Below are 14277 nucleotides of genomic sequence, written 5' to 3'. Positions count from 1 at the left end.
GTAAACACTCTAGATACGCCCTGAAATCCTACATATCTTGCCCCTATCTGACACGGTTGACCTCATCGACTCAGGTCGCTGCGCCAGACCCAAAAAGTCAAATTACCCGAAAGGAACGCACCATGAAAAATCTCCTGGCAACCATTGGGCTCGTGGTGGTGATCAAGAAGGGCTACGAGTTGCACCGCGAATATTCGGAGTTAAAACGCGCCCTTTCGGCACGCGAAAAGGCTCAGTCATGAACTGCTTGTGTGTAGCCGCTATCGCCTAAAGTCAAAATGGCATTGCGCCACCATCCGAGTTAGCATGTCGCGACTCGCTTAACCTAGAAAAGGACCTTCCATGAGTGTTAGCGCCTATCTTCGCGAAAACCTCCGCTCTATCTCTTCCAAGAATGTTTCCGTTGCTCCGGGGATCGATGAAAAAAAGCTGAACAACGCACTTAAGGCCTTCGCATACAACGGGCTGCCAGGAAACGTCGTGGCATTGTTCGACAACACCCTGTTCGGTACTGGCAAGGACGGTCTGCTGTTCACTGGCGAGCAAGTGATCTACCGCTCCGGATTCGCCGACCCGATCCACTTCCCCTACGAAGATATCCGCAGCGCCAAGTACACCCAGGTGCACACCGGAAGCATGGACAAGCTCGAGCACACCCTGATCTTCGAGCGTAAGGATAATAGCCAACTGGTCATCAAGGACCTGAGTGATTGCGACTACGCAGCACTCGCATCCGTGCTGCAGGGCGTTATCGAAAACTTCACCGAGTTCCAGGACGAAAAACAGCTCATCCCTCTCGAGGAGATGGAAGAAGCAGTCAAAGTGGCTTACCTCAAAGTCATCGTGAACATGGCCTACGACAACGACTCGGTCATCGATGAAAAAGAGTTCGCGGAGATCTTGCTGTTGATGACGCGGCTGGACCTGGAACCCGAGTCGCGCTTCACTGTGCGCGCCTACATGACCGGTTTCAACCAGGCGGCAGCGCTCGATGCACTGCTTGCGGAGCTGGACAGCCATTGCCCACGGGGGCAGATTAGGCCGCTGCACATTTCTCTGACCAAAGACTTGATCAACCTGCACTTCTCCACCGGCGGCGGCTCGCTGGAGACCTTTGGCTTCCTACAAAGAAACCGTGCGCTCTTGCAGGTCGACGATGACGAGATCGACCTCGCCGTCGCGGCCATCCGTAACGACCACAGCATGCTGAAGGACGATGTCACCGATGACCAAATTGTCAGCGCGCTGAAGCTGCTTTCGGCGAAGGCCGCGGCTGTCGGCACCCCACTGGCCGCAGTGTATCTCTCGGGTTCGGTGGTAGGCATGTCTGCGGCCGGGCTGACGTCCGGCCTCGCCACGCTGGGCATGGGCGGCATACTCGGCCTGTCGGGCATGACCACGGGGATCGGTGTCGCCGTGCTGCTCGGTGTGGGCGCCTACGCAGGCGTGCGCAAACTGACGGGCGCGGACGAGCTCACGCGCTCGAAGCGACGCGAGCTGATGCTGGTCGAGGTCATCAAGCAGACCCAGGCGACCATTTCGCTGCTGATGCAGGACCTCAACCACATTACCGATCGGCTGAGCCAGGCCCTGGCCGAGCATGGCGAGCAAGGCCAGATGATCCAGCGCCTTACCTCCATGATGGGGCAGATGACCGGCGCCGGTACCGTGCTGACCAACAAGTGCGAAGCGACCCAGAGCAGCGCGACCAAACTGCGCTGCGCTCGTTTCCTCGACGACGCCAAGCTCAAGACGCTCACCAAGGAGCCTACTAAGGCAGAGCTGTTCGACTTCATCAGGTCGTTCTACGAAGAACGTTCATTCTCCCAGGAGAAGGACGGCCAGCAGTTCGAGACGCTCAAGCTCGCAATCAAACCAGGCGTTTCGCCGAAGGCGCTGGAGAACCTTGCCCGAGCCTTTGAAGCGGTCGGTTATTTCAACGTCAGCGATGTACTTGTCGGCGGCGCCGCCGACATGGCAGACAAGGCTAAGGGCAAGCTGCTCGGTCTCTTCTCATGAGCATTAAGAATGCGTCGACTGAACAGGCCCAGGCGATGCTGGTGCAAAAGCACCAGTTGAACACCGCGCTAAACCACGTAGGACTGGTCAATGGTGCACTGCAAAGCCTGCAGGTCACGCAGGCACAGAGCCGCCAGCATCTCGAACTGTTGATGCTCGAAGCTGAAACACTGGTCGAAGGGAACCAAGTGATTTTCGAGGTGGATGACGACGATGCGCTGCTTGTCGAGAGTAGTTATGCCGTACAAGAAAACATCGTGAGCGTCGGCACGCCGCTGCCAAACCTCGACTTCATCGACATGACAGGCAAGAGCGACTGGAGTGGCTATCTCGACCAGGTCGCTGCCTATGCCCAGCGACGGCGGATCGAATTTGGCCACGATCCGTTCCGCGACCTGATGAGCGCAAGCCAACGTATTGCGCTGGAAAGACGCATCCGCGATGAGTTCTCGTACAAGGGCGCCCAGTGCGACAAATACGACTACATGATCGCCGGCACCTGCGGCCTGATCGGCGGCCTGGTGGACGTTCTGTTCGTCGGCCTCCCAGGTCAGGGAGCACTCACCCACTTTACTGACGAGATGACCGATAACGCGGTGCGGAGGTTCGCTGCCTGGAACGGCTGGCAAGGCCCTAACAAAGGCAGTGACCCGGTAACCAGCGCCATTGGTTTCCTGGAAAGGAAGTACAAGGTCAACTACGACCATCGTCACGGCGGCGATGTCGGCGGCCTATTCAAGATGAGCACGCGCAACCACCACATCAAGAGCCTGGCGCATTCGCCGGACCTAGTCGGGTTGTTCTTTTCGATACTGGATCAGTTCACCAGTAGCGCACATTTCGTCGATGGCGGCCGAATCATCAGTGTCGATACCGAAACGTTCGAGCTCAAGGGCTCGAACCTGGTGGCTAAGCTGTTCTGCGGCTGCATGAATTGGCTGGGGCACCTGTTCTCGGATGTGGCCGGCTCCTCTGGCGCAAAAACGCGAGGGTCGGGTATTCCGATTCCTTTTTACTCGCTACTGCAGTTCATCAACCTCGGCGAGTTTGGACAGCATCGGCAAACCTTCGCCACGATCGCCGTCCAGGTGTTCGAAAAGGGCTACGACCTGCGTCACGGCCTGGCAATGGCTATTCCGGTGATGCTTAGCGAAATGTTGACCCGAGTGATGTGGGTCGTGAAGCAGCGCTTCTATCACGAGAAGGAATGGGCTGAGTGCATTCCATCGGCCACTAATCCCGAACTTCAGCGGATGCTGCTAATGACACACGGCACCCTTTGCGTGGTAGATGGCGCCGATGCGGCGATTCGCTCGGGCGGCGACATGATCCAGTTCATGTTGCGCTCAAACCTCATTGCCTGGGCGCGCTTCGGCACACTGGCACTCAAGGAACTCAACTCCTGGTACCAGGACGGAAGGCTCGACATCAAGGCCGTCGATACCTACCTGGACGCTGAGTACGAGCGGCTAGTGGCGAGTGCGTGACAGATTCAAAGATTTAAAGCTTGGCAGATATGAAGGAGAGACCGCCGGACTACCGCCCGTACGGCCGCCTTATCGCAGGCCACCCAATGCGCCGCTAGCAGACGGAAGCACCATACGGCCACAACTCAGAACTCTGATAGTTATCAAATTCGCGCCCGCGGCCCTGCCCTCTGGCGCGTAGTGAAATCCGTGCGCAACGAATGCGAACGCAGTTGATCCAGTGAGAGCAGTCATGGAAAAAAAAGTACTTGGTGTTTTGCAGAATTTCCATTCCGAAGGTCTTTACGTTGCCCCAGACATTCCACGCAAGAAGGCCGATAACGCCGCCGCGTCGTATGGCATGCCCTCTTCCGCGAAAGTGTTCGCCATCGTTGATTCGACGGTTTTCGGTTCGGCCAAGAACGGCCTGGCGTTTACCTCACATGGCCTGTTCTGGAAAAACGACTGGACTACCACCTCGGCTAAAACTCATATGCCGTGGGAAGAGTTCAAAGCCACGACTCAGGGTCGGGCCACAAAAGGCTCTGAACTGATCTTGGGTAATGGCTGCGCGTTCGGCATGGCCGGTTCGAGCATGAAGCCCGAGGCTCTGCTGCAACTGCTGGAGAAGTTAGCGGAGCAGTTGCAGGAACCTGCCGAGCCGGTGGGGCATGCAGTCGAGGCGCCCATTGGGCAGCCTGCTGCCGGCCAGGCGCCAGTTGTACGCGAAGAGCCTGTCAGCGCCCCGCCTGCAGCTGTTATTCCTCCTCGGCCACCGCAACCTGAGCCTGAGCCTGAGCCTATCCGCAAGCCCGCGTTCGAAGGCAGCTATCAGCAAGATCAGCTGCAGATCCTCAATGCAGTGGCCAAGCGACACAGGTTGTCCCACCAGATCCAGGTGGCACCCTCGATCAAGGTGTACAAGGTCGAGAAGGTCATCGAGATATCGGCTGGGCAGATCAAGCCATACGACATCCTGATGATCGTCGATAACACCTTCCTGCAGACTGCCAAGGACTTCTTGGTGGTGACCGCTCAGGCAGTGTGGGCCAAGGGGACACTTCGCAAACTCGAGCAATTCCCGATCAGCGAGATTCGCAGCATTCGCTGCGAGGCGAAGAATCTCTACATCAACGACTACGATTTCCAGTACTTCGATCAGCTTTCAGAGAACGAAGTACTGGTGATGACCAACATGCTCAAAGAGCTGGTTGTGGCGTTGGGCAACCTGCAGCAGCGCTCGGTTGGCGGGGGCGAACCACAGCTACCTCACCTGCTAGACAACGTTCTGTCTGCGATATACGACGATGTCATCAACGATGCCGTCAGCCGTATGCGCCTGGACAATCCACAAGGTCGAGAGCTCATTACGGCACTGACTGACTGCTGCTTCGCCACATTCTTGCTGGTGAGCGCTCGCCTACAAGTGCATCAGAGCTCAGACCGTGCAGAGATGCTGGGGCAATACCTGCTGGCACAAACCCTGGCGACTGTGTTCGCGCTCCGAAGCAGTGACGAGTTGTGGAGCAGCCTGGAACTACAAGTAGCGTACATGATGATTCAGGGACGGTTGATTTACCGCGTGTTCGGGCAGACCGAGCGGGCCGGCATCGATATGTATCCTGGGCAAGAGCGCTATGTGCAAGCGCTTAGAAGTGTGATGGAGGCAGGTAGTCTTGATGACGGCCTGGATGCGCTACGCGACGTGCTGGGGGAGATTACGCGGGCGAATCAAAAAGCAATTGAGGCTGCGTTTGAATGTGCCGATCAAGTTCAAGAGATGTTTATTGAAGGGTTGTAAGTAGCGGTCTTCCAGGGTTGAAGCGGGCAGACGGGGGGGGCAAGCCCGCCGTCTGCTAGGTGCGAATACAGAGATGCTGCCAACTGAGCCATGTTTATCGCAGTGCCAAGCTACACAGGCAGGTAGAAAATCGCACCGGCCGCTTTGCGTTAGGCGGGCCGGACAAGAACTGGGCTGCACATAACCTGCTTTGATTCCAGGTCACCGAGGGAGAACGTCTGGGCGTTCCAGTCCCCTACCCTACCCAGTTTGGACGTACACCGAAAGCTTTCCAGAGCCATCCAGAGCCATTCTGGATTTCGTCAGGAATCGCCATTCGTGATCGCTCATGTAAGGCTTCTGAGTGGGGGCAAAATTGGGGGCATATTAGGTTTTTTTTAAACTGAAACTACCGAGCTAGAGCCAAGTCAAAATGTTCTTCGGCGACCCTGAGAGTCTTTAGGCGTCGTCGGGAAGGCTGTTCGGCTGATCATTTCTGCCATTCGCCAAACCATGGAGCTCCATCCACTTCCAGTGCATTGCTACATCGGGGGCACATCTGAGGGCATGCTTTGGACGGTTTGAAAAGGATGCCCCCAGCCTGTGGTCCCACAGCCCCTTCTCGGAAAAGTTATACGCTACCGCTCCCAAACCGCCGTCGAGCGCTATCCGACCACATCAGCTTATTGCCTACTATCTTCTGACCCCCTATGAAGTTTTTTGGTGCAAGTCGTCGGAGGTTGCGTAGCTGTTTAAATATCCAATTGTTCGTAGGTCAGTCAGCGTCGATCAGGTGAAGTCGTCAGCCGCCTGGTCGTGGCCTTGCCCCGCCCGTGGGTTCCACTGAAAACCCGACCGGGCCAATACCCCGGGCTTGAGACGCTGATCCTCGTCATAATCTTCGTGCGGATGGAAAAACAGCGGTTTGGCTCTATCGATCGAACGCAACACCTGCTCGTACCCGACCAGGTAAGCTTTACGCTGTTGTTCAGACACATTGCCCGGCATCCAGGCAACGTAGGGTGGCAGCACGTCAAACCCCAGGTAGCGGAATATCCCGTTGTGGATCGGCCAGAGAATGTGGGTCATACAGCCGTCGATCCCATCCGGCTGATACAGGCTTTCGGCGGTGCCGGTGGTGACGCAGACCATGGCTTTGCGGCCTTTGAACTTGCCGTTGTCGTATTTCTCACCGGCCGCGTATGCAAAGCCACGGGTCATGGTGCGGTCAACCCAGCCTTTCAGCACGGCTGGCATTGAGAACCACCAGATCGGAAACTGGAAAATCAACAGATCACACCAGAGCACCTTCGCCTGCTCCTGTTCCACATCAAAGGTCGGTTGGCCTTGGGAGAACATGTGTTCCTGTTCAGCGGGGAGGTTCAGAAACTCTGCGTTTACGCGCGGCGTGGTGATATCCGCGCCATCCAGGGGCGCCTTCCATTCCAGCGCGTACAGATCACTCACTTGAACCCTATGCCCCTGGGCCGCCAGGGTTTCACTCGCCAGGTCTTTCAGTGCACCATTGAAAGACCGAGGTTCCGGATGGGCATATACAATCAGGACATTCATCTGCATTTCCTCAGGGCCAATGACGCCTTTGATTCTTATGCCTGACCTGGGGTATGACAAATCATCGTTTATCGCCTCATGAAAGAGAAAAACTGCGCCATGAAACCTGATATCCCCCTCAAGTCCATCGCCTGCTTCGACGCAGTAATGCGCACCGGCAGTGCCGTCCTGGCTGCCGAGCAGATGTTTGTGACTCCAGGAGCCGTGACGCAGCAGATCCGTAAGCTTGAAGGTTGGCTGGGCGTGTCGTTGTTCACTCGCACCGTGCGCAAGCTGAATCCTACTCAGGAAGCGTTGGCCTACTGGCAACAGGTGCAACCCGCACTTCAGACGTTGGAGAACGCCAGCCTTGCGCTGCGTCATCGACACGCCCAGGAAGTGCGTCTCAGCCTGCCTCCTGCCTTTGCCAATTCATGGTTCGCTCGGCGTATGCCGACACTCACTCGCCAGCACACTCAACTCAAGCTGCACCTGAGTGCGAGCACGGATCTGGTTGACGTCAGCCACGATGGATTTGACCTTGCCGTACGCCATTGCGATGGGCAGGTTCGAGAGTTGGTGGCCGAGTTGTTGCTGGCGGATGAGGTCCGGGTGTATTGCAGCCCGCTGTATCGCGAGCGCCTGCAATTACACTCGCTCGCCGACCTTACGCGCACGACGCCGCTCTACACGACATCGCATGCGCATTGGCCCGCGTGGCTCGCACAGCTCGGCATGGTCGATGCACAAATTGCAACCGGCCTGCGTTTCGACCAGCCCGAACTCGCCATCGATGCGGCGCGGCGTGGTCAGGGGGTGGTGCTGACCAGTCCTTGGCTGGTCGAAGAGGCCCTGGAGCAAGGGCAACTGGAGCAGGTGTTCGAAGCAACCCTGTCCGTCAACAAGGGCTACTACCTGGTTCACAGTGCTAGCGCGCCCCTGCGTACACCCGTCGAGCAACTCCGACAGTGGTTATTGCAATCCGCGCTTATTGGCGCGCCTCACGTGCAGCCCTGACCAATCCATCCAACCAGTCCTGATGGCCATTGATCATTGGGTTTGGCCGAGCCAGGGCCAGTTCTACTGCCGGCTTACCCTTCTGGGTTTCCTGGGTAAGGATGCGCACGCGCCCCAGCGACAGATCCTCTATCAGCCACGCATGGTGTACATCCAGGCGGGTATCGCCCTCGCCCGCCCAACCGTGCCAGGCAATCCGCCCTGGTTGGCCATCAGCCGGCGGGACGAATTCATTGCACTGCGCCTCGACCGGGAATCCGAAGGTCTCAAAGTAGAAGCGCATCCCGTCTTGTAGCTCAGGACCCGGGCCGTCATGCAAGCGCACATTAGCCGAGTTGGCGTAATAGCTCGGCCATTGCGACGCGTGGCTCAACAACGGCCAGATATCGGCGGCGGCGAGGCCGGCGACGATGATTTCATTGGAGACAAAATTCTCGGTGAAGCCCGGCAGGTAGCCTTGCGGCCAGATGATCTCTTTCATGCTCAGCACTCAGTGGTAATGGACTGGTGCCATGGTCGGTGCTAGCGTGAAATAAAACCAATCGTCATCTTTTATGCAGAGCATCATGAATCCTGATATCAGGCACCTCGACCTAAACCTACTCAAGGCCCTCGATGCCTTGTTGGATGAGCGTAGCGTCACCCGTGCCGCCGCGCGATTGTCACTGACCCAGCCCGCCGTCAGCGGCATGCTCACACGCTTGCGCGAAAGCTTTAACGACCCGTTGTTCGTGCGTGCGCAACGCGGCATGGTGCCGACGCTTCGGGCTGAACAATTGGCCGGGCCGGTCAAGCAGATGCTCACTGCTATTGGGCAGATGCTGCAACCCCATGCGTTTGAACCGCACACGGCAACGATGACGCTTTCACTGGCGTCCACCGACTACGCGTTACGGGCCGTGGTGGTGCCTTTCCTCAGCGCACTGCGTGTGCATGCGCCGAATATTCGTATCACCGTGCAACCCGTCGACCCTCAGCAACTGCCTGGCCAACTGGACCGTGGCGATATCGACCTGGCCCTCGTGACACCGGAAAGCACCCCGCCAGGCCTGCATTCTGCAGCGTTGTTCGATGAGCGTTATGTATGCGTGATGCGCGACGATCACCCTGAGTCGCGGCATGAGGCGCTGACCCTGGAGCGCTTTTGTGCGCTGGATCATGCGCTGGTCTCCCCCGCTGGTGGCGCTTTTGAAGGGGTGACCGATCACGCGCTCGCCCGCATCGGCAGGTCACGGCGCGTGACGGTCTCGGTGACCAGCTTCCTGGTGCTGCCGGAGATTTTGCGTGCCAGCAACCTGATCGCCGTGGTGCCCCGCCGTTTGGCATTGCATGCCGATGGGCTGCTCATGCGTGAACCGCCGTTGGACATTCCAGGTTTCGGCAAGACTGTGGCGTGGCATGAGCGCACTCACCATGACCCCGCTCACACATGGCTGCGCGGACTGTTGGTGGACACTTGCCAGGCACTCGGCTGAATGCCTTCAAGCGCCGCGTTGCACCTTGACCTTGCTGACGATATACGCACCGATAGGAATCGCCGATGTAGCTGCCGGCGACGGCGCGTTACACACGTTCACACTGAGCCTTGTGTTCACGAAAAGGAAGTCGTCGATCAACTTGCCGCTGTTGGAGACGGCCTGGGCGCGGACACCTGCCGGATAGGGTTTTAACTCATCCTGCTTGATAGAAGGGCAATATTTTTGCACCTGCTTGAGATAGCCGCGCTTGAAGATCGAGTTTCTCATCTCGATCAACCCAGGCTTGAAGTTAGCCTTGAGCACTTTCAACACCCCAGGAGATGTGAAGATCTCGAACATGTCCACCAGTGAGAAATCGGTTTTCTTGTAGCCTTCCCTTTTCAGCGCCAGTACGGCATTGGGGCCGACCGTCACCGTGCCATCGATCATGCGGGTCAGGTGCACGCCCAGAAACGGCATGGCAGGATCGGGAATGGGGTAGATCAAGTGATTGACGATTTGATTATGCTCATGGGGTAGCAAGTAGTACTCGCCCCGGAACGGGCAAATCTGGAACTCAGGCTCCAGGCCGAGCATCCGCACCACACGATCAGCCATCAGCCCGGAACAGGAAATCAGAAATCGACCCTGATAAACCCCGGTAGTGGTCGTGATCACCACCTCATTCTCGCGCTCATCGAGCGCGATGACCTCGCTGTTGTAACGGATAACACCGCCCTGGCGGGTGAACTCGTTAGCCATTTGCCGGGTGACTTCGGCGTAATTGACAATACCGCTTGAGGGCACATAAATGCCGCCAAGGCCGATAATGTTCGGCTCCCTTTCACGCAGCGCATCTGCAGTCAGCCATTCACGCTCCAGCCCGTTGGCCGCCGTGCGGTCCCACAGCGCCTGCATTCGCTGCATCTCGACGTCATTGGTGGCCACCAGCAGCTTGCCGCAGGTGTCGTAGCGAATGCCGTGCTCATCACAGAACGCTTTGGTCGCCCGGTTGCCCTCCAGGCAGAACTTCGCCTTGAGGCTGCCAGGGGGGTAGTAAACCCCGGCGTGAATCACACCGCTGTTATGCCCGGTCTGATGACGGGCCGCGCCCGATTCCTTTTCCAGCAGCAGAATCTGCGCATCCGGGTATTCGCCCGCCAACTGCATGGCGGTGGACATGCCGATGATGCCGCCACCGATAATCACAAAGTCGTACACCTGTATTCCCTCTCTTACATCCGTCATGGGCAAACGGGGGCGTCTGCACCCCCGCGCCGTGTCAGTTGGCGCTTTGCCCGTGCTGATGCGCCAGCTTGGGATAGCTGATGTAACCACGTTGCCGCATCAACTCACGACGCAGGCCCGGGTGCGCAGTGAAGCGATCGCGGCCGTGCAGCCAGAACAGGTTGTTGATCAGCAGGAATGAACCCACAGCGACCGGCACGGACAGCTTGGCATCGCTGTTTTCCAGTGACTCGCCGAGCGCGTATAACCAGGTGCCCTCTTCGAAATTCTCAGGCTGCACGAATTGGTCGATATAACGCATGGTCGGCCGGCCGACTTCATCGGTGTCGAAGATGGCATGGAACACATCCTCCTTGACGTTCTTGCTCGGCGGCGCCGTCCAGCGCAGGGGACGACGCGCCAGGGGATGCTTGTAGAACGTGTCCATATCCGCCCAGTCATCCAGGTGCAGGATCAGCGAGTTACCGCCTTCCATGTTCTGTTCGTCGATCTTCATCATCAGCACGTAGTCGGTGATCTGATTCACGAAGGTACCGTCGTTGTGCAACTCCATCACACGGTGCGGAGCACGCAAATAGCTGTCTGAGGTGTCGACGTTTTCCACCACGAACCGCGCATAGAACTGACCACTCATGGCATCGAAGTTAGAGCGCCCGAGCAAATGCGCCACGGCGGTGGAAAATTTGACCATGTCGTCGGCCTGGGACACGTTATCCAGGCCTTGGGGGACGATCAGCAGTCCCCCGGTTGCTCGGTCCATCACCGTGTTCACCAGCACTGGGCGCAGGGTACCGCCGCAGAGCTCATCAAGGATCTGGCCAAATTGGAATCGCAGGAAAGACTTGTACTCCAGCGCCTGCACCGGCAGTTGAGCCACAGCGCTCAAAAACGCACTGACCGTCGATTGCGCAAACGTTAATTCAAGCAGGCGTGGAGACTGGGCCGAAGGCTTGATTGAAAAGCCCTGGAAGGTTGCTGGTGGCTGCATGACCGCAACGTCGAGCGGGGCGAAGGCATTCATTGCTACATCCTCTTTTTTGCCGAGTAGAAAGGCGCACGACGACAGCGTCGTGCACCCGATGGAAATTACTGAATCAACACCTCAGAACAGCGCGACGGTGTAGCTCACCGTCATGCGGGTCTGGTCCTGATTGGCATCCGCCTCGGAGTGCAACACGCCCGAGCGCATGGCGAATCCAAGGCCCTTGAAGGTGCCGTCCTGGATCACGTAGTCGAGTGCCAGGTCGCGTTCCCACTCCTGTTGATCGCGGCCGGTGGTGGTCTTGATGTTGTCGCCCTTGAGGTAGACCACCGAGGCGCGCAGGCCAGGGAGACCGGCGGCGGCAAAGTCGTAGGCATATTGGGCAAACCAGGTCTGTTCACCGGCGCGGTTGAAGCTGGTGATCATGCGATCGGTGAACAGGTAGAGGGATGTGCCGGTAGCACCTTTGTCCGGCAGCGATGCCTGGTTGAGTTGGACAAAGTTGCTGGCGTCCGAAATGCTTTGGTAGCCGCCCGTCAATGCGTGGCCACCGAGGCTGTAGGTGAAAATGGCGCTCCAGGTACGGTTATCGATCTCACCCGAGGTATCGTCGCTGTAGCCACTGGTGCGATAACCGGCACTACGCCCTGCCGCGCGGCCATTGGCACCACTGGAATCGGTGTCGAAGTAGCGCAGGTCGGTCTTCAACGCCTGCCCTTCACCCAATCCCAGCACGTGCTGCAGGCCGTAAAATTGCTGCGTGTAATAGTCCTCAAGGTTGGCCACGTAGTACTGCAGCGTCAGGTCTTTGTTGACCTTGAAATCGCCGCCGGCAAATACGAAGGCAGTGCTCTGGCGTGTACCACCGGCGACGGCCAGTCCGGTGCTGTCTGTGGAGCCGCGCCCGGTTGCATATTCCAAACGACCCGCCGTCAGGCTGAGGTTGTCGATTTCTGTGCTGGAGATCTGGGCGCCTTCAAAGGTCTGCGGCAGTAGGCGGCCGTCATTGGCTTGCAGGATCGGCAGCTTGGGCATCAGCGTGCCGTAGCGCAGTTCGGTTTGGCTCAGGCGCATCTTGGCGGTCAAGCCAAGGCGGCTCCATTCGTCAGTGGCGTGGTCTCCTGCGGATGGAATCATCGAACTGCCACGATGCCGCCCTTGCCCGCTGTCCAGCGTCACGCCGAGCAAGCCCATGGCGTCGAGGCCAAATCCTAGAGGGCCATTGGTAAACCCCGAGGTGTAATTGAGCATGAAACCTTGGGCCCACTCCGCGGTTTTACTCTGACTGGCTGGCCCTGCCCGGTCGCGGTAATCGTTGTTGAAATAGTAATTGCGCAGGCCCAGCGTGGCTTTGCTGTCGCCGACAAAGTCCGCCGACGCGGGCTGACCGAAGAACAGCAGGCAAGCGCCGGCGCTCAAGCCCGTGAGGGCCAGGGATATTTTCATGGGAAGTATGTCCAGTGAGATTATTGTTGTTATGGATGACATTTATCGAGGAACGGCCTGGGGGCCGCCCTTTAATACCCCGTCATGCAAGGGTCAAACGCGCTCGATCACCATCGCGACGCCCTGTCCAACCCCCACACACAGGCTGACCACGGCGTAGCGCTGCTGGTTACGCTGCAAAGTGCGACAGGCACTGAGCACCAACCGGGCGCCTGAGGCCCCTAATGGATGCCCGATAGCAATCGCGCCGCCCAAAGGATTGACGCGGCTGTCGTCAAAGCTAAGTTCCAGCGCCTTGAGGCAGGACAACACCTGCGGCGCAAATGCCTCGTTGATCTCGATCAGATCCACCTGTGCCAGGCTGATACCGGCGCGCTGCAACGCCACGTTAATCGCCTGGTACGGGCCGATGCCCATGATGCGCGGCTCTACGCCTACCACTGCCGAAGATAGGATTCGGGCCATGGGCGCAACATCGTGGGCCTGGCCGATGGCTCGATTACCCAACAGCAAGACTGCGGCGCCATCGTTGATGCCCGACGCGTTGCCGGCAGTCACGACGCCGCCGGGGAACAGCGGGTTGAGCCGCGACAACGCAGCAAAATCGGACTGTGGCCGTGGATGTTCGTCAACGCTGATCAGCTGGGTTTGCCCCTTGCGCCCAGTGGGCACCTCCACCGGCAGGATCTCATCGGACAGCCAGCCCGACATCAACGCGTGGGCATAACGTCCCTGCGACGCGGCAGCAAAGTGATCGGCCTCATAGCGGGTTATGCCATACATCAGGGCGACGTTGTCACCGGTCTGCGGCATGCTGTCGTTGCCATACCGCTGAACCAGTTTCGGATTGGAAAAACGTGCGCCGATGGTGCTGTCCGCCAACTCCTGGGTGCGGCTGTATGGACCCTCGGCCTTGGAGATCACCAGCGGCGCCCGCGACATGCTTTCGACGCCTCCGGCCAGGTACAGCGTCCCCTCACCGCAGGTGATCGCCCGCGCCGCATCGATGACTGCGGACAATCCGCTGGCACACAAGCGGTTGACAGTCTGGCCTGGAACGGAGCACGGCAGCCCGGCGCTGAGCAATGCGTTGCGCGCCACGTTACGGCTGTCCTCGCCGGCCTGGTTGGTGCAGCCGAGGATCACATCCTCCACGGCATGTTCCGGCAGACCTGAGGTCTGCATCAGGTGCGCCAGCAGGTTGCCGACCAGGTCATCCGGCCGCATGCCCGACAGGCTGCCGCCGTGACGGCCAAAGGGGGTGCGCAAACCGCTGTAGATATAGGCATCAAGCATGGCAAATTTCTCGCT

At 58.4% G+C, this 14277-nt stretch carries 11 protein-coding genes; 5 read left to right on the top strand and 6 right to left on the bottom strand.

The window, feature by feature from the left end:
- Positions 1 to 342: 342 nt before the first annotated feature.
- From HX814_RS27860 to HX814_RS27850, 3 genes are all read left to right on the top strand, one after another.
- Positions 343 to 2019 carry a hypothetical protein gene (locus HX814_RS27860; protein ID WP_122301105.1) on the top strand — a complete coding sequence of 559 codons (1677 nt, stop codon included), beginning with the start codon at positions 343 to 345 and terminating at the stop codon, positions 2017 to 2019.
- Complete coding sequence (locus HX814_RS27855; RefSeq protein ID WP_177009996.1) at positions 2016 to 3506, top strand: hypothetical protein; 1491 nt, start codon at positions 2016 to 2018, stop codon at positions 3504 to 3506. Before HX814_RS27860 ends, HX814_RS27855 begins: the two co-directional genes overlap by 4 nt.
- Before the next feature lie 232 nt (positions 3507 to 3738).
- Positions 3739 to 5286, top strand: coding sequence for a hypothetical protein (locus tag HX814_RS27850; RefSeq protein ID WP_177009995.1), 1548 nt, complete (start codon positions 3739 to 3741; stop codon positions 5284 to 5286).
- 768 nt (positions 5287 to 6054) lie between these two features.
- Here HX814_RS27850 and HX814_RS27845 read toward each other — a convergent pair.
- On the bottom strand, positions 6055 to 6837 hold the full coding sequence (locus HX814_RS27845; protein ID WP_177009994.1) for an NAD(P)H-dependent oxidoreductase: 783 nt from the start codon (positions 6835 to 6837) through the stop codon (positions 6055 to 6057).
- A 99-nt stretch (positions 6838 to 6936) separates the two neighbouring features.
- On the opposite strand from HX814_RS27845, the gene HX814_RS27840 reads away from it, so the two are divergent.
- A complete protein-coding gene (locus HX814_RS27840; protein ID WP_256344150.1) occupies positions 6937 to 7833 on the top strand; it encodes a LysR substrate-binding domain-containing protein in 897 nt (298 codons plus the stop codon).
- Here HX814_RS27840 and HX814_RS27835 read toward each other — a convergent pair.
- On the bottom strand, positions 7805 to 8314 hold the full coding sequence (locus tag HX814_RS27835; RefSeq protein ID WP_177009992.1) for an SRPBCC domain-containing protein: 510 nt from the start codon (positions 8312 to 8314) through the stop codon (positions 7805 to 7807). The genes HX814_RS27840 and HX814_RS27835 overlap by 29 nt on opposite strands.
- An 85-nt stretch (positions 8315 to 8399) precedes the next feature.
- Between HX814_RS27835 and HX814_RS27830 the strand changes: the two genes are divergently transcribed.
- Positions 8400 to 9308, top strand: coding sequence for a LysR family transcriptional regulator (locus HX814_RS27830; RefSeq protein ID WP_177009991.1), 909 nt, complete (start codon positions 8400 to 8402; stop codon positions 9306 to 9308).
- A gap of 6 nt (positions 9309 to 9314) precedes the next feature.
- Here the strand turns inward: HX814_RS27830 and lhgO are convergent, their stop codons facing one another.
- From lhgO to HX814_RS27810, 4 genes are all read right to left on the bottom strand, one after another.
- A complete protein-coding gene (gene lhgO, locus HX814_RS27825; RefSeq protein WP_177009990.1) occupies positions 9315 to 10511 on the bottom strand; it encodes an L-2-hydroxyglutarate oxidase in 1197 nt (398 codons plus the stop codon).
- Positions 10512 to 10572: 61 nt separating this feature from the next.
- Positions 10573 to 11559, bottom strand: coding sequence for a glutarate dioxygenase GlaH (glaH, locus tag HX814_RS27820; RefSeq protein WP_177009989.1), 987 nt, complete (start codon positions 11557 to 11559; stop codon positions 10573 to 10575).
- Between the two features lie 81 nt (positions 11560 to 11640).
- Positions 11641 to 12966, bottom strand: a complete 1326-nt coding sequence (locus HX814_RS27815; RefSeq protein WP_177009988.1) for an OprD family porin — start codon at positions 12964 to 12966, stop codon at positions 11641 to 11643.
- A 93-nt stretch (positions 12967 to 13059) separates the two neighbouring features.
- Positions 13060 to 14262, bottom strand: a complete 1203-nt coding sequence (locus HX814_RS27810; protein WP_177009987.1) for a 3-oxoadipyl-CoA thiolase — start codon at positions 14260 to 14262, stop codon at positions 13060 to 13062.
- Positions 14263 to 14277 lie beyond the last annotated feature (15 nt).

Source organism: Pseudomonas sp. C8002 (assembly GCF_013385765.1).
GTDB lineage: Bacteria > Pseudomonadota > Gammaproteobacteria > Pseudomonadales > Pseudomonadaceae > Aquipseudomonas.
Note: the sequence above shows the minus strand (reverse complement) of the source record. Positions and strands in the feature narration are given on the sequence as shown.